The sequence below is a fragment of the Spectribacter hydrogenoxidans genome (assembly GCF_031846275.1).
Classification (GTDB): domain Bacteria; phylum Pseudomonadota; class Gammaproteobacteria; order Nevskiales; family Salinisphaeraceae; genus Spectribacter; species Spectribacter hydrogenoxidans.
This window is the reverse complement of the sequence record NZ_JAVRIB010000002.1, coordinates 62,574-83,891: the sequence shown is the minus strand read 5'-3', so window position 1 is coordinate 83,891 and position 21,318 is coordinate 62,574. Positions and strand designations below refer to the sequence as shown.

18 protein-coding genes are annotated in these 21,318 nt (G+C 65.9%); 9 read left to right on the top strand and 9 right to left on the bottom strand.

The window, feature by feature from the left end; all coding sequences use genetic code 11:
- Positions 1 to 40: 40 nt before the first annotated feature.
- Entirely contained in the window at positions 41 to 1,132 is a 1,092-nt protein-coding gene (locus RM532_RS02175; RefSeq protein WP_311651481.1) for a class I SAM-dependent methyltransferase, read from the bottom strand.
- 95 nt (positions 1,133 to 1,227) lie between these two features.
- Here RM532_RS02175 and RM532_RS02170 point away from each other — a divergent pair, with 95 nt between their 5' ends.
- The 3 genes from RM532_RS02170 to RM532_RS02160 all read left to right on the top strand — a co-directional run bounded on the left by RM532_RS02170 (position 1,228) and on the right by RM532_RS02160 (position 4,767).
- Positions 1,228 to 2,286 (top strand): GlxA family transcriptional regulator, encoded by a 1,059-nt coding sequence (locus RM532_RS02170; RefSeq protein ID WP_311651480.1) that lies wholly within the window; start codon positions 1,228 to 1,230, stop codon positions 2,284 to 2,286.
- Positions 2,287 to 2,445: 159 nt separating this feature from the next.
- Entirely contained in the window at positions 2,446 to 3,051 is a 606-nt protein-coding gene (locus tag RM532_RS02165; protein WP_311651479.1) for an SDR family oxidoreductase, read from the top strand.
- 327 nt (positions 3,052 to 3,378) lie between these two features.
- Positions 3,379 to 4,767: a WS/DGAT/MGAT family O-acyltransferase gene (locus RM532_RS02160; protein WP_311651478.1), complete on the top strand. Its 1,389-nt coding sequence runs from the start codon at positions 3,379 to 3,381 to the stop codon at positions 4,765 to 4,767.
- A gap of 114 nt (positions 4,768 to 4,881) precedes the next feature.
- Here RM532_RS02160 and RM532_RS02155 read toward each other — a convergent pair whose 3' ends face one another.
- Genes RM532_RS02155 through RM532_RS02140 form a run of 4 tightly spaced genes read right to left on the bottom strand, consistent with a single transcriptional unit; the run spans position 4,882 to position 9,866 of the window.
- A complete protein-coding gene (locus RM532_RS02155; RefSeq protein WP_311651477.1) occupies positions 4,882 to 5,802 on the bottom strand; it encodes an MBL fold metallo-hydrolase in 921 nt (306 codons plus the stop codon).
- A 38-nt stretch (positions 5,803 to 5,840) separates the two neighbouring features.
- Positions 5,841 to 7,448, bottom strand: coding sequence for an AMP-binding protein (locus tag RM532_RS02150; RefSeq protein ID WP_311651476.1), 1,608 nt, complete (start codon positions 7,446 to 7,448; stop codon positions 5,841 to 5,843).
- Entirely contained in the window at positions 7,445 to 8,659 is a 1,215-nt protein-coding gene (locus tag RM532_RS02145) for a cytochrome P450 (RefSeq protein WP_311651474.1), read from the bottom strand. The genes RM532_RS02150 and RM532_RS02145 overlap by 4 nt, the downstream gene beginning before the upstream one ends.
- A 34-nt stretch (positions 8,660 to 8,693) precedes the next feature.
- Positions 8,694 to 9,866, bottom strand: coding sequence for an iron-containing alcohol dehydrogenase (locus RM532_RS02140; protein ID WP_311651473.1), 1,173 nt, complete (start codon positions 9,864 to 9,866; stop codon positions 8,694 to 8,696).
- A gap of 143 nt (positions 9,867 to 10,009) precedes the next feature.
- Here RM532_RS02140 and RM532_RS02135 point away from each other — a divergent pair, with 143 nt between their 5' ends.
- Both RM532_RS02135 and RM532_RS02130 read left to right on the top strand, forming a co-directional pair.
- The gene (locus RM532_RS02135) at positions 10,010 to 10,660 is read left to right on the top strand and encodes a TetR family transcriptional regulator (protein WP_311651472.1); all 651 of its coding nucleotides are present in this window, start codon (positions 10,010 to 10,012) and stop codon (positions 10,658 to 10,660) included.
- Positions 10,661 to 10,744: 84 nt separating this feature from the next.
- Positions 10,745 to 12,691, top strand: coding sequence for a flavin-containing monooxygenase (locus RM532_RS02130; RefSeq protein WP_311651471.1), 1,947 nt, complete (start codon positions 10,745 to 10,747; stop codon positions 12,689 to 12,691).
- Positions 12,692 to 12,774: 83 nt separating this feature from the next.
- Here the strand turns inward: RM532_RS02130 and RM532_RS02125 are convergent, their stop codons facing one another.
- Positions 12,775 to 14,562: an acyl-CoA dehydrogenase gene (locus RM532_RS02125; protein ID WP_311651470.1), complete on the bottom strand. Its 1,788-nt coding sequence runs from the start codon at positions 14,560 to 14,562 to the stop codon at positions 12,775 to 12,777.
- 120 nt (positions 14,563 to 14,682) lie between these two features.
- Between RM532_RS02125 and RM532_RS02120 the strand changes: the two genes are divergently transcribed.
- The 3 genes from RM532_RS02120 to RM532_RS02110 all read left to right on the top strand — a co-directional run bounded on the left by RM532_RS02120 (position 14,683) and on the right by RM532_RS02110 (position 16,245).
- Entirely contained in the window at positions 14,683 to 15,051 is a 369-nt protein-coding gene (locus tag RM532_RS02120) for a rhodanese-like domain-containing protein (protein ID WP_311651469.1), read from the top strand.
- Positions 15,052 to 15,696, top strand: coding sequence for an SRPBCC family protein (locus RM532_RS02115; RefSeq protein WP_311651468.1), 645 nt, complete (start codon positions 15,052 to 15,054; stop codon positions 15,694 to 15,696).
- Positions 15,697 to 15,762: 66 nt separating this feature from the next.
- A complete protein-coding gene (locus RM532_RS02110) occupies positions 15,763 to 16,245 on the top strand; it encodes a hypothetical protein (protein WP_311651467.1) in 483 nt (160 codons plus the stop codon).
- A 116-nt stretch (positions 16,246 to 16,361) separates the two neighbouring features.
- Here the strand turns inward: RM532_RS02110 and RM532_RS02105 are convergent, their stop codons facing one another.
- The 3 genes from RM532_RS02105 to RM532_RS02095 form a co-directional block, all read right to left on the bottom strand.
- Entirely contained in the window at positions 16,362 to 18,194 is a 1,833-nt protein-coding gene (locus tag RM532_RS02105) for a DUF1302 family protein (protein WP_311651466.1), read from the bottom strand.
- Positions 18,195 to 18,733: 539 nt separating this feature from the next.
- Positions 18,734 to 19,156, bottom strand: a complete 423-nt coding sequence (locus tag RM532_RS02100) for a glycine zipper family protein (RefSeq protein ID WP_311651465.1) — start codon at positions 19,154 to 19,156, stop codon at positions 18,734 to 18,736.
- 299 nt (positions 19,157 to 19,455) lie between these two features.
- Entirely contained in the window at positions 19,456 to 20,208 is a 753-nt protein-coding gene (locus RM532_RS02095) for a glutathione S-transferase N-terminal domain-containing protein (RefSeq protein ID WP_311651464.1), read from the bottom strand.
- A gap of 87 nt (positions 20,209 to 20,295) precedes the next feature.
- Here RM532_RS02095 and queA point away from each other — a divergent pair, with 87 nt between their 5' ends.
- The gene (gene queA / locus RM532_RS02090) at positions 20,296 to 21,309 is read left to right on the top strand and encodes a tRNA preQ1(34) S-adenosylmethionine ribosyltransferase-isomerase QueA (protein ID WP_311651463.1); all 1,014 of its coding nucleotides are present in this window, start codon (positions 20,296 to 20,298) and stop codon (positions 21,307 to 21,309) included.
- The last annotated feature ends 9 nt before the right edge of the window (positions 21,310 to 21,318 follow it).

Below are 21,318 nucleotides of genomic sequence, written 5' to 3'. Positions count from 1 at the left end.
CCGGCAAGAGCCGGCCGCGTGCCGTCCGAATAGGGACAGTTCAAGGCCTAACCACGTAATAGTCGTTCTGCTCGTCGTGGTCCAGCTCGTGGATCCGGATATCGCGGAAGCCTGCCCGCATCATGTACTCGCGGGCCCGCTCTCGGCCCCACATGGTACCCAGCCCTTCCCCACCCTGGGCCAGTGAAACGGTCATGCAATGCATAATCGAGACTGCATACAACACTGGCCCCAGCGGCAGATCGGCATCCAGATGCGGATGGCTGGTCCCCCTGATGTCCTGGGCAAGATAGACCCCGTCGTCGGCCAAGCTCTTGCGAATTCCCCGCAATACATTGAGTGGGCGGGCCTGATCGTGCACGGCGTCGAATGTCGTAACCAGGTCGAACGCACCGGGCTCGGCGCTGGAGTCGAAGTCACTGAGATCCCGGACCTCGAACCGCAGGTTATGCAGGCCTCTGGCTTCAGCCCGTTCGCGGGCCCAAGCCACGGCCTCGGCCGACAGGTCGTACCCCACAAAACGGCTGTCGGGGAACTGCTCGGCCATCAACATCAGGGCTCTGCCACGCCCACAACCGACATCCAGCACGTCGAGGCCGGCCGTCAGTCGCCCCGTCAAACCCGGCACCAGCGGCAGGATATGATCGCGCAACGCCGGCAGCACGGTCTGGCCACTGTCTTCGGCCATCACCTCGTGGAAGCGCCCGAAGCGCTTGTATGGCACACCGCCGCCGCGGCGAAAGCACTCGAGCACATCATCCTCGACCGAGCCCAGCAGAGGAATGAACTGGGCGTACACCGCCATGTTGGCGTCGCCCCCATCGGTCAGTAACGCACCGTGCGCGGCCGGCAGATGGTAGGTGCCGGCGCTCACGTCCGTTTCCACCACACGCGCGGCCGTAAGGCCATGTAGCAGTTCGCGCACGTAGCGCTCATCCAGGCCGGTGCTTGTCGCCAGGGCATCGCTCGTCAGCCAACCCGCCCCGTTTAACGCGCTGAGCAAACCGCTGCGGTGGCCTAGCGATATCATCAGCAGCATGCCCGCCTCATTGAGGGCGGAAGTCATGCGATTACCGAAGGCTTCCACTGCCGCCTCGTCCGGCGCCTGATCAAGTGCGATTTCACTGGCCATGCCTTCCTCCCGGGGTTGTTCAGCTACCCGCTCAAACTACGCCAGCTGCCACAAAGTGATAACGTCATTCGGGACGTAAACTGGTCTTTCATGTCATGGGCGACACGGACCGCATTACCGTCGCACTGTTGGCGACACCCGCCACCACGGCATCCACGCTCTACGGGATGCTGGATCTTTTCGCTTCCACCTGCCGCGACTGGCAGATGCTGGAAACGGGCACCCCCGGGCCGGGAGTTTTCGATACTCGGGTAGTAAGCCGACACACCCGTGCCTTTCGTGCCGCCAATGGCGTCACGCTGCGCCCCGATGCCGGACTCGACGCCTGCCAGCGGCCGGACATCGTCTGCATTCCCGAGCTCTATCTCCCCCCGGACGGTAATATCACCGCGGACTATGCTCGGGAATGTCGCTGGCTACGGCGCTGCTATGCCGCCGGGAGCACCCTCACCTCGATCTGCTCAGGCTCCCTGCTGCTCGCCGAAGCGGGCCTACTCGACGGCTGGGAGGCCACTACCCACTGGGCGTTCTGCGAGCTACTCGCCGCGCGCTATCCCGACGTCCGGGTACACCACAATCGCGCACTGGTGGTTTCCGGCGAAGCGCAGCGCCTAATCATGGCGGGCGGCGCTACCAGTTGGCAGGATCTCGCGCTGTATATCATCGGCCGGTGGATTGGCATCGAGGAAGCCGTCCGCATTGCACGACTGTTCCTCGTGGATGTGCACCAATCCGGGCAGCAGCCCTACGCGCTGCTGACGACCGCTCGGCAGGCCAACGACGCCGTGATCACCGGCAGTCAGAAGTGGCTGGCCATGCACTACGACGCGCCCCGGCCGGTGAAAACCATGGCTGAGAGAAGCGGCCTAACCGAACGCACGTTCAAGCGCCGCTTCAAGGCCGCCACCGGCATGAGCCCGATGCAGTACGTCCACACTCTGCGCCTGGAGGAGGCCAAACAGATGCTGGAGGCCGGGGACGACCCGGTGGATACCATTGCAATGGAAGTGGGTTACGAGGACCCGGCCTTCTTTCACCGCCTGTTTAGCCGCAAGGTCGGGTTGACACCGGGACGGTACCGGAAGCGCTTCAGACAGCTGCGACTGATGCTGCCGCCCCGCGGCAACAGCGCCCGTGCCCGGATGCAGTCCTAGCTGCCCCGGTTCAGCCCAACCCGCGATAATTGGTTGTCACCGACGAGTCAGGGGCTTAGCGTGCGGACCCGAAAAACTTGATCAGCTGGAAGCAACCATGGCGCAAACCATCGTCATCACCGGGGCCAACCGCGGTATCGGCCTGGAGATGGCCCGTATTTGGGCCCCGACCGCGGCGAGCGCGTCATCGCCGTGTGCCGCGAACCGTCGGAAGCCCTGCAAGCGCTGAACGTTGACCTCATCGCCGGCATCGACGTCGGCCGTGATGCCGACATGTCCCGTCTTCGCGAGGCCTTGGCCGATACCCGCATCGACGTGCTCTACAACAACGCCGGCATCATGCATAGCGAAACGCTCGACGACATGGACTTCGACCGCATCCGCGAACAATTCGAGGTCAACACACTGGGCCCGCTGCGAGTCACCATGACCCTGCTCGACCGCATCCCGTCCGGCGGCAGGGTCGGCCTAATGACATCGAGAATGGGGTCCATGGCCGACAACGACTCCGGCAGCAAATATGGCTACCGCATCAGCAAGGCCGGTCTTAACGCCGCCGGCAAATCCCTGGCTGTGGACCTCGCCGACCGCGGCATCGCGGTGGCCATTCTTCACCCTGGCTGGGTGCGTACCGAGATGACCGGATACAGCGGCCACCTGGAACCGGCTGAATCCGCTGCCCTGCTGATTCAGCGGATGGATGAGCTGGGTATGGCCGGTAGCGGCACCTTCTGGCATGCCGAGGGACAGGTGCTGCCTTGGTAGAAGACAGGTACCCGGCGGGTCGAAAACGCCTCACTTGAACCAGAAGGCCCGATAAACGGCCACCGACCCAACCGCTCGCGGCAAGCATGCACCCGGCGGTCGGCTCGAACTCGCGTAATACCGCTGGCAACCGGCGGCTAAGCCTGGGCGTTAACTCCGGCCCTCCCTTTAACGGATGGCGCAGGCTCCCGGCCATTCGCTATCTGCCCGACACCTCCCCACCCCCGACCCATTCGCGACAACCCGAGCGCCGTCGTTGTAGAGTCATATTCAAGGGCCCGGTAACAAATGGCCCGATAACCGACAAGAACCGGGGGAGGCAGGGGCATGCGCAAAGCACTCAAGCTCAATGACATCAGCTTTCTGATTGGTGAGAAGGCCACGGCGCCCGCGCACGTGGCGGCCATGGCGACGTTTCATTACCCGCCCGATGCCGGCGAGGACTACCTGCAGAATCTGGTACGGCGATGGCGTGAGTGCAGGCAATTCGCGGCGCCCTTCAACTACCGCTACCGGCCGTGGCCGTTTCCTAGCTGGGACGTGCTGAATAATGACGAGGTGGACCTGGATTACCACTTCCGTCATTCCGCGCTGCCGCGACCCGGGGGTGAGCGGGAGCTGGGCGTACTGATCTCACGCCTGCACTCGCACCCGCTGGACCGCAACCGCCCGCTTTGGGAATGCCACGTGATCGAGGGGCTGGAGGACGGCCGTTTCGCCCTCTATCTCAAGGTGCATCATTCGCAGGTCGACGGCGTGGGTGGCATACGAATGTTGAATTCGATGATGGCCGACGCCGTCGATGCGCCGCCGGTGGACCCCATCTGGGCCGTCGGCATGGAACGCAAGCGTTCGAACCCGGACGAACCGCGAACCCCCAGGGAGCGACCAAAGATATGGCCCGCGCTGAAGGCCTATGGCCGCCTGCGGGGGGCCATGCTGCGGCGGCGTCTGCGGCCCCGGCACGAACCGGACAATGCCCTGCCGTTCGCGACGCCACGCACCAGCCTGAACGGCCGCATCGGCGCACCGCGACGGTTCGCCACCCAGCAGTATGACCAGGACCGGATACGCGCCATTGCTTCGGCCGCGGGCTGCAGCACCAACGACGTGTTCCTGGCCATCTCCGCGGGGGCGCTCCGGCGTTATCTCGAGGAAACCAACGCCCTGCCGGCGGAGAGCCTGACCGCCGCCGTGCCGGTATCCGTGCGTCCGGCCGACGAAACCGAGGTGGGCAACGCGATCACCTTCATCATGGCGAAGATGCGTACCGACATCGCCGACCCGGCCGAACGGCTGGCGGCCATCCACCGCTCCACCACCGCCGCCAAGGGCCACCTCAACCGCCTGCCCAAGGCGGCCATGGATCCGTATACGGCGATGCTGATGGGGCCGTACCTGATCCGCATCGTGCTCGGGCTGGGCGCGGCGACCCGGCCGATGTTCAACCTGGCGGTGTCGAACGTGCCGGGCCCGAAGCAGACGCTGTATCTCGACGGGGCGACCCTGGATGCCATTTACCCGGTGTCGCTGCTGTTCAACGGTCAGGCCCTGAACATCAGCCTGGTCAGCTACGACAATAAGGTGAACTTAGGCTTTACCGGTTGCCGCGACAGCCTGCCGCACATGCAGCGGATTGCGGTGTACACCGGCGAGGCGCTGGATGAACTGGATGTGGCGGTACGTGGCGAGAGCGCGCAGGTCGCAGTTGCCTGATCGGTAAAGACCGCGGCAATGCGATACCGGTCGCGGCCGGTATCACCATTGTTACCAGGGCTTGACTCTTACACCCCCTCTCCCGCCTGCGGGATAGGATGGCCGTCCACCACCCTACAGATTACCCCACGGCTCGAACCGCCAGCTGTCCCCGTGGCTGACGATATGCCCCGCCACCGGCGTGGCGAAGTGGGTGCCCAGCAGCAGGATGGGCCGGTCGGCGTAGCGACCGAAGAAATCGCGCCGGGTTGCCGCCGCCCGTTCGCCGTCGGAATCGAATACCACACCCACCCCGGGGCGCGCCATCTGGTAGGGGCTGTGCAGCATGTCGCCGGAGATGATGGCGTGATCGCCGTCCGATTCGATGTGCACGCTGACATGCCCGGGGGTGTGGCCGGGGGTGGCTTCCAGGCGCAGCTCGTCGCAGATCCGGTGGTCGGTTTCCACCAGCCGGTGCAGGCCGGCGTCGACGACGGGCAGGATGGAGTCGTGGATCACCGCGCTGGCGTTGACGATGGGATTGGCCTCGCCGGTGGCGCCTTCGACGATCTCGATGTCCTTGTTGGCCTCCCAGTGCTCCCACTCGACGCGGCCGAACAGATATTCGGCATTGGGGAACGTAGGCACCCAGCGATCGCCTTCCAACCGGGTGTTCCAGCCCACGTGGTCCAGGTGCAGATGGGTGCATAACACCGTGTCCACTCGCTCCGGCGGCGCGCCGACCGCGGCAAGGTCATCCAGGTAGCCGGTCTGCAGATGGTCGAACAGTTCGGTGACGCGCGGTTTGTCGTTGCCGGTGCAGGTGTCCACCAGAATCAGCCGGTCGGGTGTTTCCACCACGAAGGTATGTACCGACAGGATCGGATTGTTGTCCTCGCCCAGGTAATGCGGCCGCATCCAGTCCTGGGCGGCAAGGTCGGCCGGGTCGTAGTTGGTGAACAGCACCTCGGCCGGAAACGGCACGTCGCCCAGCTCCATGATTCGCGTGATCTTCACGCGGCCGATCTGCCAGGCATTGGTGGAAAGCTGCTGCATCGGGCGGACTCCTCCGGTCGGTTGTCTGGGCGTCTGGTTCAGGCGTTGAAGCGCTCGCGGCGCAGGCGGATACCGGCGGCCTCGCGGTCCCAGGCATCGTCGGTCACGCCGGCCTCGCGCAGCGCCACCTTGCGCACCTTGGCGGTCGGCGTCTTGGGCAGTTCGTCCACCACGCGGATGTAGCGCGGCACCATGAAATAGGGCAGCCGTTCGATCAGGAATTCAGTGAGTTGCACGGGGTCGGGCCGGCGGCCGGCCACCGGAGCGATCACCACCATCACCTCGTCCTCGCCGTGTTCGCAGGGCACGCCGATGGCGGCGGCCTCCTGCACGTCGGGATGGGCGACCACGGCGGCCTCCACCTCGAAGGACGAGATGTTCTCGCCACGCCGGCGGATGGCGTCCTTGATGCGGTCCACGAAGAAGTAGTTGCCGTCGGCATCGCAGCGGAAGGCGTCGCCGGTGTGAAACCAGCCGTTGCGCCAGGCCCGGGCGGTGGCCTCGGGGTTCTTGTAATAGCCGTGCATCATCGCCCAGGGGCGGTCGGTGCGGACGATCATCTCGCCCACTTCGCCCACGGCCACCTCGCAGTCCTGCTCGTCCACCAGCCGCACCTCGACACCCGGCCGCACCCGGCCGCAGGTACCGGTCTTCTCCGGGTTGGCCTCGGAGACGATCGGCGAGGACACCTCGGTCATGTTGAAGATGGTGAAAATGTTCACCCCGAAGCGCTCGCGGAAATCCCGGGCGCTGTCGGTCAGCGGCACCAGCATGGCCAGCCGCACCGGATGATCGCGGTCGTCGGTGGCCGGCGGGGCCTTGAGCAGAAAGGTGGCCATCACCCCCAGCAGGAACACCGCGGTGCACTCGGTGCGGCGCACGAAATCCCAGAACTCCTCGGTGCGGAAATCCGTCCACAGCGCCACCGATCCGCCGCGCACCAGCATGACGAACGGCAGACCCAGGCCGCCGATGTGGTAGATCGGCATGTTGATCAGGAAACGGTCGTCCCCGGTCACGAACGGCCAGGTCTCGGGCCCGGCGTTGGAGTACAGGTGCAGATAGGACATCAGCACGCCCTTGGACGGGCCCGTGGTGCCCGAGGTGTAGACCACGGCCTGGGTGTCCCAGGGCTCGATCGCCCGCGCCGGCGGCGCCGGTGCCGCCGGCGCGTCGACCGCCGCGATGCTGGTGGCGGCAAGCTCGGCCGGGGGCTGTCCGGCCGGCCCCACCAGCACCACCGTTTCGAGTGCCGCGGTGTCGATCTCGTGCAGGCGCTCCACCAGTTCGCCCTGGGCCACGATGACACGGGCGCCGGCGTTGGCCACCACGTGCTCCAGCAGCGGCCCGCGATAGGCCGTGTTGATGGGCACGAACACCGCGCCCAGATAATTGGTGGCAAAGAAGGTCAGCAGGGCCTCGGCGCCGTTGGGCAGCCAGGACAGCAGGTGATCGCCCTGGTCGACGCCGAGCTGCTGCAGTACCGCGGCCCGGGCGCGTACCTTCGCAAGCGTTTCCGCATAGCTCCAGGCGCTGCCGTCCCCGAACATGCAGTAGGCCTTGTCCGGCGTACGCCGGGCGAAATCCTCCAGCGCATAGCGCAGCACGCAGCGCTCGCGCGGCGGGATGCGTGGATCGGCAGTCATGCCGCGCGCGCCGGCGTGAAGCGCACCGGCAGGGATTCGAACGAGCGGAACTGGAAGTTCATGCGCCGCGGGGTCGGGCCGGCGAGTTCGAAGCCCTCGATGCGTTCGGCCAGCTTGCGGAAGGTGATCTCGCCTTCCAGCTTGGCCAGGTGTTGGCCGATGCAGAAGTGCCGGCTGCCACCGAAGGCCACGTGCTCGCCCTCGGTGCGCGCGATGTCGATGCGGTCGGGGTTGGTGAATTGCCGCTCGTCGTGATTGCCGGACAACAGCGCCAGCCAAACCGGCTCGCCGGCCGGGATGCGCTGACCGCCCAGGGTGAAATCCTCGGGCAGATGGCGGATGGTCACGCCCACCGGCGACTCCCAGCGCACGATCTCGTCGGTGGCCGCCCGGGCCAGTCCGGCCGGGTCGGCGCGCAGGCGTTCGAACTGCTCCGGCTCCCGGGCGAAGTTGTACACGCCGGCACCGATCATCCCCATGGTGGTGTCGAACCCGCCGGCCAGCAGCGAGAGCACCGTGGCCACCAGCTCGTCGCGGTCCAGGCGGTCGCCCTCGGCCTCGGCCGCCACCAGGGCACTGAAGATGTCGTCGCCGGGGTCGGCCCGCCGCTCCTCGATCTTCTCGCTCAGGTAATCGATGAAGAAGGCGCAGGCCTCGTGACAGGCCTGGATGCCGGCCTCGTCGTTGGCGGCCGGCAGGAACACGCGGAAGAAGTCCGGCGTGACCGCCATCAGTGCCTGGCGCTGGTCCGCCGGAATGCCGAGCATGCCGCAGATCACGCGGTACGGGATCACGAATGCCAGGTCGGTCACGGCGTCCATCTCGCCGCGTTCGATCACCGCATCCAGGGTCTCGTCCACCACCTGCTCGACGCGGGCACGCAGGCCCTCGACGGCCTTCGGCGTCAGCGCCTTCTGCGTGAGCATGCGCAGCCGGGTGTGCTTGGGCGGATCGTTGAGCACCATCAGGTTGCGGTAGATGCGCCCGGCCGGGCCGTCGCCGAATACCGCCCCGCCGTCCACCCCGGGCACCTGCATGCGGCCTTCGGGCAGGCGCACCAGGGGCCGGATGTCCTCGAAGCGGGTCACCAGCCAGATACCGCCGCTGGCCGGCAGATGATGGACCGGCGCCTCGTCGCGCAGCCGCCGGTAGACCGGCAGCGGATCGGTCAGGAAAGCGGGGTCGTCCGGGTCGAAGGTGGTCTCGGGCATAGTGCCGGCCTCAGCAGGGTTGGGCATGACAGCGCTAGAGCGCCATCCGCAGAAACGGGATCACGTCCTCTGCGGACGCGACCGGGCGCGGGTTGGTGCGCGCCCAGATGTCGTGCAGCACGGCCTCGGCCAGGCGCTCGAGGTCGGCCTCGCCCACGCCCACCTCGCCCAAGGTGCGCGGCATGCCCAGCGCCCGGATCAACGCGTCCGCCAGTTCGCTGGCCGGGCGTGCGGGATCGCCCAGGGCGGCGCTGATCCGCTGCTGGCGTTCGCCGTTGACTTCGGCGTTGAAGGCCAGGGCGTAGGGCGCCATCACGCAGGAGGTGTGGCCGTGCGGCACATCGAAGGTGCCACCCAGGGCGTGGCCGGTGGCATGGCTCAAGCCCATGGGTACGCCGGCCACCACCGGGATCATCGATTCCCAGGCCCCGACCTGGCACTTCAGGCGGCCGCCCAGGTCGTCCGGGTCCGCCTTAACCCGGCGCAGGCCCTCGCCGAGCGCCGCCAGCGCATTGGCGGCGATGCCGTCGCAGAATTCGTTGGAGTGAAACGAACCCAGGGTCTCCATGGCATGGTCCAGGGATCGCACGCCGGTGGACAGCCACAGCCATTCCGGCGTGTGTACGGTGACCGCCGGGTCCAGGATTACGGCCACCGGCGCCATCCGCCGGTGCTGGTAACCCTGCTTGAGCCGGGCACGCTCGTCGGTCACCCCGCTGAGCGGATTGAACTCGCCACCGGACAGGGTGGTGGGCACGCACACCACGCGCACGTCGGGGCCGTCGAACTCGGGCATGACCACCTGGCCGGCATCGTCCACGTACATCCGGAAGGCGTCGAAATCCTCGTGCCTGGTGATGTCGTGGCGCAGGCACAGGGCGAGCACCTTCGTCGCGTCAGTGACCGAGCCGCCGCCGACGGATACCAGCAAATCGGCATCGGCTTCGCGCGCGGCGGCGGTCGCCGCCAGCACGTCCGCCCGGGGGCCGTGCGGGGCGATGCCGGCGTGGTGTCCAGCGTAACGCTCGCCCAGGGCCTCGCGGATGCGGGCAATCTCGTCGGTTTGGCGATCCAGGGTGGCGCTGACCACCAGGAATACCCGCGATGCCTCGTTGCGACGTGCCTCGTCGACCACCGCCTCGGCGGCAGCCGTGCCGATGTGCACCCGCTCGGTGGCCGTCTGCGTGAACAACGCCGCTGACGACATCGCGTTCCTCCTCGACTCTCGCACGGGCCGGACCGGCCCTCGTTTTTCTACAACAAATGTTTTACATAAACTGTTGCCCGGGGACAATACCCGGCGTCGACAACGACACGGGTCGCGATCACGCCATCAGCGAGTCAAGCACCTTGGCCACCAGCAGTACGACGCCGACCACCCGCGCCCGCGGCCACGCCACGCGCGAACGGCTCAAGCACATCGCCGAAACCCTGTTCGCCGAACACGGAGTGGACGCCGTCACCGTGCGCGATATCGTCAAGGCCGCCGGGCTCAAGAACGTGGCGTCGCTGAACTACTACTTCGGCGGCAAGCAGGGGCTGGTCGAGGCATTGATCCTGGACGGGGCACGGGCATCCGACACCTGGCGCCAGGAAAGGCTGGATGCCCTCGCCGAGCGCGGCGAACCGAGCGTGCGCGAGCTGATCCGCGTGCTGGCCTGGCCGGTATTGAGCACTAATCCCGTGCGCGTGGCCACCGACACCCACATCCGCTTCATCAACCACGTCATGGCCGTGAACCGCCGGCTGTTCGACGACACCGTCGGCCGCGGCTGGAACCAAGGCTACCAGCGCTGCCTGGCCCTGCTGCGCGAGCGCATCGACCTGCCGGTGGATACGCTCAACGAACGCTTCATCTTCATCAATATCTATCTGCGTGCCGCATTCGCCGCCCGCGAAACCGAAACGGCGCGGCATCCGCGCAACAACATCTGGAACCGCACGGCCACGATCGAGCACCTGTTCGACACCGTGGAAGCGATCCTGACCGCGCGGGTTTGAACCGCCCACCGATCTGTCCGGCGGCTTGACAGCCGGGCCACGGCATCATCAAAATTAAAACAGTCGTTTTATATAGGCCGTATTATGCGCCAGGCTGATCTTGCCACCCTGACCGCCGACCCCGACGGCCTGCGCCGCCGGCTGGAGGCGGGCGACGACGCCACCCTGCTGTTGGTCCTGGTCCAGCTCAGCGGCGACGACCGGTGGCTGGAACGGGCCCGTCCACACATCCGCGGCCCGATGAACTATCAGGTGGACATGCCCGCCGAGTTGGCGGCAGAGATCCGCGACGCCCTCGCCGCCACCCTGATCGAGCTCGCGTGCCGGGGTCGGCCGTTGCCGCCGGTGCCCACCGGCGAACGGCTGCAGGCGATGCTGTCCGCCGCCGCCGGCGAAACCGTGGATGCCGACTACGCGGCCCTGATGCACGAGGAACTGACGGCCGACACCAGGGATCCCCGCCGCCCGCAATGGCGCCGATCGCCACCCGTCGAGCGGCTGCACAATTTTCATGTGCTGATCATCGGCGCCGGCATGTCCGGCCTGTGCGCCGCCATCCGTCTGCAGGAAGCGGGTATCGACTTCACCATCCTGGAAAAGAACGCCACCGTGGGCGGCACCTGGCTGGAGAACCGCTATCCCGGCTGCGGCGTGGATACGCCCAACCACTTCTACAGCTATTCCTTCGAACCCAATCATGCGTGGTCGCATTTCTTTGCCAAGCGCGACGAACTGTGGGGCTATTTCGAGGAAGTGGCCGACCGTTACGGCCTGCGCAGGCATATCCGCTTCAACACGGAAGTCGCATTCGCGGCGTTCGATGAGACCACTGCCCGCTGGCGGGTCGGCGCGCGGGATGCAACCGGCGCGGAGATGGAGTTGGAGGCGCATGCCCTGATCTCGGCGGTGGGCGTGCTCAACCGGCCCAAGCTGCCGGATATACCCGGACGCGAGGATTTCGCCGGCCCCGCAATGCACACGGCACGGTGGGACCCGGATTTCGACTGGCGCGGCAAGCACATCGCCATGATCGGGACCGGCGCCTCTGGGCAGCAGGTCGCGCCGCGCATCGCGCCGGAGGCCGCACGCCTTACCGTGTTCCAGCGCAGCCCGCACTGGGTGGTACCCAACCCGAATTACTTCGAGCAGGTCAGCGATGCGAAGAAGTGGCTGCTCGCCCATCTGCCCGGGTATGCCCGCTGGTATCGCTTCCAGCTGTTCTGGGGTTTCGCCGACGGGCTCTACCCGGCCCTGCAGGTGGATCCGGAATGGCCGGACCAGGCGCGTTCGATCAATCGGGTCAACGATCGCCATCGCCGGTTCATGGAACGCTATATCCGCAGCGAAATCGGTGACGATCCGGAACTGCTGGCCAAGGTCACCCCCGATTACCCCCCCTACGGCAAGCGCATCCTGATCGACAACCACTGGTATCGCATGCTCACGCGGGACAATGTGGACCTGGTGACCGGTGACATCGACCGCATCGAAGCCGATGGCATTCGCACCACCGATGGTGAACTTCATCGGGCCGACGCCCTGGTCTTTGCCACCGGCTTTCACGCCAGCCGGATGCTCTGGCCCATGCGGATTACCGGCCGTGACGGCATCGACCTGCACGACGCCTGGGGCCCCGATGACGCCCGCGCCTATCTCGGCACCACCGTGCCCGGCTTTCCCAATTTCTTCATCCTGGCCGGTCCCAATACCGGCCTGGCCCACGGCGGCAACCAGATTTTCATGACCGAATGCCAGGTGCGCTACGTGCTCTTCGCCCTGCGCGAAATGCTGGAATGCGGCGCCGACACGCTGGAAGTCCGAACTGATGTCCACGACCACTTCAACCGGCGGGTGGACGCCATGCACGAACAGATGGTCTGGACCCATCCCGGCATGGATAACTGGTACCGCAACGACGCTGGCCGCGTGTTTGCGGTTTCGCCCTGGCGGCTGGTGGACTTCTGGCGCATGACCGCCGGGTTCGACGCCGACGCCTATCGTTTCACCTACCGCAATACCGCCAGGGCCTGAGTGCTAGGCAGGCATCGCCACAACACGGCGGTCTCACCTGGATGATCGGACCACCCGGCCACCGATCAGACATGCGGCCTTGATCAAAACCAGTCCGGCCACATGCCCAGACAGGTATCGTCCACCGCCGCCAGCAGGTGGGCGCGGTGATCGATGGTGGGCAGTTCCCAGCGGAAGAAGTAGCGGGTGGCCTGCAGCTTGCCCCAGTAGAAATCGCGGTCCGCATCACCGGCCGGCTTGGCCCGGACAGCGACCAAGGCCTGGCGCAACCAGGTCCAGGCGATGACCACGTGGCCCAGCATTTCGAGATATTCATTGGCGTTGGCGAGATAGCTTTCGGCGTCCGTGGCCTGCTGGCGCAGCGCCTGGGTAGTATCGGCCACGGTGTCGATGGCTTCGGCCAGGGAACGGGCGTACTCGTGCAGTTCGTCGAATTCGGCAGCGTCCTCGGCGGTGGCGCCGATCTCGCGCAGAAGCAGGGAGAGGGCCGCCCCGTCGCGCATGGTGACCTTCCGGCCGAGCAGGTCCAGCGCCTGAATGCCGTTGGTGCCTTCGTGAATGGGGTTGAGACGGTTGTCGCGATACAGCCGCTCCACCGGGTATTCGCGGGTATAGCCGTAGCCGCCCAGCACCTGAATGGCGAGCTTGTTGGCTTCCAGCCCGTATTCCGAGGGCCAGGCCTTGGCGATGGGGGTGAGAATGTCGAGCAGCAACCCCAGGCGGTTGCGCTCGGTTTCGTCCTCGGCGGTCTCCTGCTGGTCCACCAGCGTCGCGCAGTACAGGCACAGGGCAAGGCCGCCCTCGACGTAGGCCTTCTGGGCCAGCAGCATGCGGCGGACATCGGCATGTTCGATGATGGGCACCGGCGTATCGGTCGGCTTGCTGCCAGGGTGCCGGCCCTGCGGGCGTTCGCGCGCGTAGTCCAGCGCGTGCAGATAGCCGGAATAACCCAGCACCGACGCCCCCATGCCGACACTGATGCGGGCCTCGTTCATCATGTGGAACATCCCGGCCAGGCCGGTGTTGGGTTCGCCGACGATCTCGCCGAAGCAGTCGTCTTCATCGCCGAAATTCAGCACCGTGTTGACGGTGCCCCGATACCCCATCTTGTGATTGATGCCCGCCAGCCGGACGCCGTTTCGTTCACCCAGGCTGCCGTCGTCGTTGACCCGGTACTTGGGCACGATGAACAGGGAGATGCCCTTGGTGCCGGCCGGTGCCCCCTCGATGCGGGCCAGTACCAGATGCACGATGTTTTCGGACAAGTCGTGCTCGCCACCGGAAATCCACATCTTGTTACCGCGCAGGCGGTAGGTGCCATCCTCGTTGGGAATCGCCCGGGTGCGGATATCGCCCAGCGACGATCCGGCCTGCGGCTCCGACAGGCACATGGTGCCGAAGAAACGCCCGGCAATCATCGGCTGCATGTACCGCGTCTGCTGTTCGGGCGAGCCCACCACCCGCAGCAGATTGGCGGCGGCCCCGGTCAGGAACGGGTAGCCCGCGGTGCCGATGTTGGCGGCAGTGAACAGTGCGGCCACCGACTGGCTGATGGTGTAGGGAAGCTGCAGGCCGCCGTCGGCCTCGTCGAACGCCGCCCCCATGAAGCCGCCGTCCACATAGGCATCCAGCGCCGCCTTCACTTCCGGAATGATGTTCACGCGTTCGCCGTCGAAGGTGGGTTCGTTGGCGTCCAGTTTTGCCGCGTGGGCGGCGAACTGCTCCACCGCCAGCGTGTGCGCGGCTTCCACCACGGCATCGAAGGTCTCCCGATCGTGGCCGGCGAAACGCGGGCGCTCGCACAGAGTGGCCACGTCCAGCCATTCGTGCAGCAGGAAATCCAGGTCGCGGCGATTGATCAGATGACTCATGGCGGCAGATCGATGGAACGGGGGGCCGAGTGTAGCCAACCCGGGGCCCGGGGTGCTCGTATTGGTCCGGGCTTTCGAGGCACACTTACGCGATGGAAACGCCCCTTCCCGACGCCGTCGATGAGTGACCATTCACCCGGCTTCCTGGCACTGGTCGCGCAGGCACGCGGCCGCATCCGCGAAATCGACGCCGCCGACCTGGCCGACGCTCTGGCCCGCGAACCCGATGCCGCGCTGATCGATGTGCGCGAGGAATCCGAATACGCAGGCGGGCATGTGACCGGGGCCGAACACCTGGGCAAGGGCGTTATCGAGCGCGACATCGAGGCCCGGCATCCCGACCCGCAGCAGCCGTTGTATCTGTATTGCGGCGGCGGCTATCGCTCGGCGCTGGCGGCGGATGCCCTGCGGGCGATGGGCTACGGCCGGGTGGTGTCGGTGGACGGCGGCTGGCGGGCGCTGCGCGAGCTGATGCCCACCGAATCCTGAATGCCGTTTCGCGTCATCCGCATCCGGCGGCGCATCGCCGCCCCCATGACGGCGGTGTTCGCGCACATTGCCGAACTGGACAATTACGCCCGGCTGCCCGGGGTGCGCCGGGCCCGGCTGTTGCGTGAAGGCGAGCCCGATCGCCAGGGCACCGGCGCAGAGCGCGAACTGTCGCTGACCGTGGGCACCCTGGTGGAACGCATCACCGACTTCGACCCACCACACCGGCTGGCCTGGCGCATGATCCGCGTGCCCTTCCCCATCCACCACCTGGGCAGCGAGATGCGGCTGCGCGAAGTGGCGGGCGGCACCGAAATCCAGTGGATATCGCGCTTCCGCGCGCGGTCGCCGGTCGGCGCCGCGCTGATCGAGCGCAGCGCCAGCGTGGCGCTGACCGCGATCTACGGCACGGCGCTGCTGATCTGGAAACGATCACTGGAATCTACCCATCCGCGCTGGCGCCACTCCCTGCCCGCGTCGGCCAGTACCGGTGCGCCGGCAGCCACCGCGCCGCCCGCGCAGCGAGCCTCGGAAAGAGCAGCGCCGCCACCCCGACGGCTGATTCCCTACGCCGGAGCCCGGCTGATGGGGGCGGTCCGCCAGGCACTGGGCCTGCCGGCGCGACTGTTCCGGCGGCGCCGATAGCGTGGTTGCTTGCCAATCTCGGCAGCGGGGGTAAAGTGGGGACATCGCTCGACCCGGTCCGTTACCATGTCCGTCAAACACACGCTACTCACTGCTGCCCTGCTGCTGCCGGCCCTGGGAACGGCCAACGCCCAGAATGATTCACCGCTGGTGGACATTCAGCTGGCGGATGCCGACACACCTCTGCGCGTGGCCCTGGCCGGTCAGACGCTGATCAGCTCCGACATGCTGACCGCATCACTGGCCGATCCCGGCTCAAGCCTCGCTCCCACCGGGGACAGCATCGGCATTGCCGATCTGTTGAGCGGCATTCCGCTTGTCGGCGCGCTGCTGGCCCCCGAGCCGCCTTCCACCATGCCAATTACCCCGGCTGATCCGGCGTCCGCGGTGGGCGATCTCGACGGCGACGGTCGCCGCGAGGATCAGGGCACGCGATTCGGAGACTTCCTGGTGCAGGTGGACCCGGACGACGTCAACGATCAGGCGCTGTCGTTCAGCGATTACATCGATGAGCCGCAGCCGCTGGACGATCTAAGCAAACCACGCTGAACCCGGCACACGCTGTCCGCGCCACTCGTCGGCGACACGGGCGTGCCCGGTCGCGCGGTAAACGAAAGACCCGGGGCCGAATACACCGGACTGGCAGCGTATCCGGTCCCCGGTCGTCATGTCGCTCGGATACCCAGCTCGTCCGCATAATCCACGGTGGAAATCGCGTTGTAGTTCGGATTCTTGCTACCCAGGTCGCCTTCCAGATAGTTGTAGAAGAGTTCCATTGAGAACTCGCGGCTCAACGTCCACCGCACCGCGGGCTGCAGCAGCAACCCTCCCTCGACATCGTAAAGCGCGGCGAAATCCACTCGCCAGATCAGGTTGGGAAACGGCTGCTGAAAGGCAAACGCCACATAATTGGCATTACTGGGATCGCTGGCGTCCCGGGCAGCCCGCTCGGCGCTGCCACCCATGCCTTCCAGTTTCCGGCCGAAGAGGTCACTTTCGCTCTTGTGCAGCCACTGCAGCACGAAATACGTGGCCGGAAACTGATAGCTGAATTTCTGGTACTTCTCGAATACTAGGGCCGCCGTCCACTCGTCTTCAACAATGTAGTCGCGGCTGAGAGACACGTTGGTGAAGGTCCGGTCCTGCGCGTACTGGACTTCGATGTTGGTAATCAGCTGATCGAAAATCGAACCCGCTTCACCGCGGAACACGTAGCTTAGCCCGGCACCGAAAACATTCTCGCGGTGATACTCCCGAGCAATATGGCCACGCAGCCCGCCAGACGCCTGGAAAAAGGTATCCAGGGTCAGACGGGCCCCCATCTCATCCTGCACCGGCGCGGCGCCAAGCATCTGGGCGGCCGGGAACTCATTGATGGAGGCATTGAGTCCGTCGATGGCATCAAGCCGAGACAGACCCGCATAGTGGAACCATTCCTGGGCCGATACCACCCCCGTCGGATCCCGTTCAAAGGCGGTCTGGGCCATGAGGGGACCGGTCATATCGCCCGGCGCACCCGTAAGAGAGCGATCCACGCCCGACTGGGTCCAGCGGAATGTGCCATCCGGTGCATAGCGCCGGGCGGCCATCAACTGCAGGTTGAACGGCCCCAATGGTCCACGTACCCGCAGGCCGTAGTTGACTTCGTCGTCCACCTCTCCGTAGAGATCGTGCACAGTGAATTGCGATGCGATGGCGTTGTAGGGCGTATTCGGATTGCTGTAGATCGTCGGCCGGAAATGCTGGACGAACCCATCCAGCTCCCAGGATCCCAGCATGTATGAGGCTCTTATCGCTGGCGAAGGTACGCGTTTGTCCGAGAATTCCTCCGGCACATAGTCAAGCAAGCTGTGGCGGCGAAGATCGAGGCCGTTTGGCACGTCAAGCACGCGGAAGAACAACGACTGCCCCCAGGCGATCTGCTGATTACCCACGCGCAGGTTGAGGGACCCGACGTTGTAGTCCAGAAAGAACTTGGGCAGATCCACCATGTAGTCCCGCCCGGTCAGTTCCAGTGCCATGGGCGCTTCGCGGGCCTGCAGGGCGCCGCCGTCCGAGCTTACGCGGTACTCGAACAGGTTAGGCCGACGTTGCAGGGTACCTGCCGGGTTGGTGCCGGGTGCATCGTCGAGCGTGTAGTTGTCATATTCGTCAATATCATAAATCCCGCGCACCTCCGCGATGAACCGGAGATTGCCCGTCAAACGCGCGTTCAGTGCCGCCTTTCCGCGCAGAATCGTCAGATTGAATTCGTTGTCCGCCTGGGGCAGACCGCGAGTCACCGTATCGGTGGTGGTGAAGCTCGTGCGCTCCACCGGCTGCCCGTTGAATATGTTCCCACGCTGGTTATAGGGATTCTCACCCGAGGTCGTACGTATCGCGATTTCCGGCCTCACGAACCCATCCAAGCTGATATCAATATCCTCCCACCAACCAGCCTGCACCACGGTCGGCAAGCTGACACCCATCGCGAAAAGAAGCTTTGTTGTCGTCTCCATATGTCTCTCCTCCATGGATCGCGTCGTGGGCACCGCGCGAACGGATGCCCGATTTTTTGATAATTGATAAGGGACGCTGCTGCTGCCGGTGTCACGGGTAAAACCGTCGTCTGACGCCGACTGTGAAGGGATACGGTGCGCGGGGCTTGCGCCGGGAGGCGCCATCCGCGCAGATGCGGATGATTGACTCGATAGCCGTCAGGATTCGCGTCATCGGCCAAAACCCTCCCCGTCCCTCCAGACCGGATCGCAGAAAACCCGGCCTCCGCACACCCTCGGCATGAGGGTTTTAAAGCCGCCTCAGCGGGCGGGCTGGGTGTCGATACCCAGCTTATTTATTGTTGTCGGCAGGACTGTCCTACAATTTAGTCCTACCCGATTTATGCACGAATGTGCGCGGGCTGCAATATCTGGAAACACGAGGACACCGATCCAGCCCGAACGGGCAGTCGACCTACAGGGGGATATAGAAGAAAAGTTCTGTAGCGGCCCCTTGCCGCCACGCCGCCCGGGATGCCCCCAGCAGCCGCTGAATCAGATCAGCGCCAACCGATGGGATCGTAGCCGCGGTCTCGCAGGCAGCGGTTGACGAAGTTGCGGTAAACCGGATCGGGCGTGCCGCGGGCGAACAGGCCGCTGAACAGCCCGGTGGCAGCCCCATGTGCCGCGCCGGCACCAGCGCCCCGGCCAACGTCGCCGAACACTGCGCCCACCGCCGCGCCGCCGGCCCCGCCGATGACGCCGCCACGGGCTGTACGCCCGGCCACGTCGCCATCGCTGTAGTCCAGGCCGTTGGCCTCGGCCATCGCCATGCACTGCTCGACGGCCCGCTCCGACCCGGCCGGGCTGCCGCGGCCACCCTCGGGATAAATCACCGGCCGCTGGTTGGCGCAGCCGACCACGACAAGAAGTGCCAGAACCAGAGCGGGTAAGCGGACCGTAGCGTGAAACTGAGTGCTCATTCCTGATTGGACCTCAATGCCGCCGCTGAATTCATCCGTAACGGGCGTTGAGCTGTCGCAGGCGGCAGCGCAACCGCGAATGACATCTTAGCGAAGAGATTGCCGCGCGGCCTGCGGCCGCTCGCAATGAGGAGGGCGGCAAAGGGCTCGAAACCCGTCGTTGCGAGGCCCCGACAGGGGCCGTGGCAACCTCGTGGGCCCACCTCCAGCGGCTGATCCGGCGAGATTGCTTCGCCGCTGGCAGCGCCTCGCCATGACACGTAATGGCGACTTTTGCCGACAACGCGCCGGGGCGCTCGTCAGGCGGCGTACGTGGTCTTCAGATAGGAAGCGATCGCGCTGGATTCATACAGCGCTTCGTCGGTGTTCGGGTCGACGAGATAGGGCACCTGCAGATGCCCGGTCTGCTCATGCATGGCCCGACGATTACGGCCGCGAACCGGGATGTCGGGAAAGAAGCGCGTACGCACCCAGGGCGGGCCGATTTCCTGCGGCACGGCCTTGCCAAAGCTGCGCAGGATGTAGGGAATCTCCATTTCGCAGAGCAGTTCCCGAACCGGCCGCGAGAACGGGCTGGACTCGAAGCTGTAGAGTTCCAGCGGCTGATCCGGTGCCCGGCCGGCACGACGCCGCATGCCACGCAACCCCCGCAGCAGGGTTGCCGCGTTCGAGCCCATCAACGCCACCGCGCCGCCCAGCGGCCGCGCGGGTGCCGACCGACCGCCGTACTCGGCATAGAGGTAGTCAATGATGTCGGTGGACTCATAGAGCTGGCGGTCGGTGTTCGGGTCGACCAGAAAGGGGAACTGCATCTTGCCGCCGAGCCGCCCCACCTCGGGTCTGAATCGCTTGCCACCCTTGGGACAGGGCTTGATCAACACATCCAGGTCCAGCTCGGTGATCGCCTCGCGCACCAGCCGGCAGAACGGGCAGCCCTCGAATTCGTAGAGTTCCAGCAGCTTCGCGGGCTGACGCTCGGCCGGGCGGAATGCCAGCGAACCCCGCCAGGCACGGGCGGTACTGGCCAGGGTGGAGGACAAAGTGTTCAGCATGGCGGCAATCGCTCCCGTGAGAATCGACCACTATTCTACCGTTCGCGCCTGCCCGAGCCGATCAATCAGCGCTACCATGCGCCCGCCATGCGCCGTTCCGACTTCCACTACGAGTTGCCCGAGGCCTGCATCGCCCAACATCCCCCGGCTCGGCGTGGCGACAGCCGCCTGCTGCATCTGGACCGAGGCACGGGGCGCTGTGCCGACCAGCACATCACTGATCTGCCGGCATTGCTGGCGCCAGGCGATCTGCTGGTGCTCAACGACACACGGGTGATCCCCGCCCGCCTGCACGGCCGCAAGGCCAGCGGCGGGGTGGCGGAAATACTGGTGGAACGGGTGCTGGACAGTCAGCGCTTTTCCGCCAAGGTTCGCGCCAGCAAACCGCCGCGGCCGGGTACCGAGCTGATCGTGGGCGGGCACCGGATCGAGGTCAGCGGCCGCGACGGCGAACTGTTCCTGCTGCATCTACCCGAGGGGGATCTGGACGGGCTGCTGATCGAGCATGGCCACATTCCGCTGCCGCCCTACATCCGGCGGCCGGACGAACACGCTGACCGTGAACGCTATCAAACCGTCTGGGCGCGAGAGCCCGGCGCGGTGGCGGCGCCCACCGCCGGACTGCACTTCGACGATGCCCTGCTCGACCGCATACGCGACCGCGGCGTGGCCATCGATCATCTAACCCTGCACGTGGGCGCCGGCACCTACCAGCGGGTACGCACCCAGGACCTGTCGCAGCACCAACTGCATGCCGAGCGGGTAATGGTCGGTGCCGGGCTCTGCGAACGCATCAACGCTACCCGAAGCGCCGGCGGCCGGGTCGTGGCGGTGGGCACCACCGTGGTCCGCAGCCTGGAAGCCGCGGCCGCCGAGGGCGAGCTGGCCCCGTTTGCCGGCGAGACGCGGCTGTTCATAAAACCGGGGCACCGGTTCCGGGTGGTGGACGCCCTGCTCACCAATTTCCACGAACCGGAATCCACGCTGCTGATGCTGGTGTGCGCCTTTGCCGGCCGTGAACCGGTACTCGATGCCTACCGGCATGCGGTCGACAACGGTTACCGGTTTCTGTCCTATGGCGACGCCATGTGGCTGGCGTGACCGGGTAAT

What these genes read in the sequence shown, in the direction of transcription:
- RM532_RS02145 (WP_311651474.1), bottom strand. Translation starts at nt 8,659, where the DNA reads ATGCCCGAGACCACCTTCGACCCGGACGACCCCGCTTTCCTGACCGAT.
- queA (WP_311651463.1), top strand. Translation starts at nt 20,296, where the DNA reads ATGCGCCGTTCCGACTTCCACTACGAGTTGCCCGAGGCCTGCATCGCC.
- RM532_RS02100 (WP_311651465.1), bottom strand. Translation starts at nt 19,156, where the DNA reads ATGAGCACTCAGTTTCACGCTACGGTCCGCTTACCCGCTCTGGTTCTG.
- RM532_RS02175 (WP_311651481.1), bottom strand. Translation starts at nt 1,132, where the DNA reads ATGGCCAGTGAAATCGCACTTGATCAGGCGCCGGACGAGGCGGCAGTG.
- RM532_RS02150 (WP_311651476.1), bottom strand. Translation starts at nt 7,448, where the DNA reads ATGACTGCCGATCCACGCATCCCGCCGCGCGAGCGCTGCGTGCTGCGC.
- RM532_RS02170 (WP_311651480.1), top strand. Translation starts at nt 1,228, where the DNA reads ATGGGCGACACGGACCGCATTACCGTCGCACTGTTGGCGACACCCGCC.
- RM532_RS02105 (WP_311651466.1), bottom strand. Translation starts at nt 18,194, where the DNA reads ATGGAGACGACAACAAAGCTTCTTTTCGCGATGGGTGTCAGCTTGCCG.
- RM532_RS02125 (WP_311651470.1), bottom strand. Translation starts at nt 14,562, where the DNA reads ATGAGTCATCTGATCAATCGCCGCGACCTGGATTTCCTGCTGCACGAA.
- RM532_RS02120 (WP_311651469.1), top strand. Translation starts at nt 14,683, where the DNA reads ATGAGTGACCATTCACCCGGCTTCCTGGCACTGGTCGCGCAGGCACGC.
- RM532_RS02130 (WP_311651471.1), top strand. Translation starts at nt 10,745, where the DNA reads ATGCGCCAGGCTGATCTTGCCACCCTGACCGCCGACCCCGACGGCCTG.
- RM532_RS02115 (WP_311651468.1), top strand. Translation starts at nt 15,052, where the DNA reads ATGCCGTTTCGCGTCATCCGCATCCGGCGGCGCATCGCCGCCCCCATG.
- RM532_RS02095 (WP_311651464.1), bottom strand. Translation starts at nt 20,208, where the DNA reads ATGCTGAACACTTTGTCCTCCACCCTGGCCAGTACCGCCCGTGCCTGG.
- RM532_RS02160 (WP_311651478.1), top strand. Translation starts at nt 3,379, where the DNA reads ATGCGCAAAGCACTCAAGCTCAATGACATCAGCTTTCTGATTGGTGAG.
- RM532_RS02155 (WP_311651477.1), bottom strand. Translation starts at nt 5,802, where the DNA reads ATGCAGCAGCTTTCCACCAATGCCTGGCAGATCGGCCGCGTGAAGATC.
- RM532_RS02140 (WP_311651473.1), bottom strand. Translation starts at nt 9,866, where the DNA reads ATGTCGTCAGCGGCGTTGTTCACGCAGACGGCCACCGAGCGGGTGCAC.
- RM532_RS02110 (WP_311651467.1), top strand. Translation starts at nt 15,763, where the DNA reads ATGTCCGTCAAACACACGCTACTCACTGCTGCCCTGCTGCTGCCGGCC.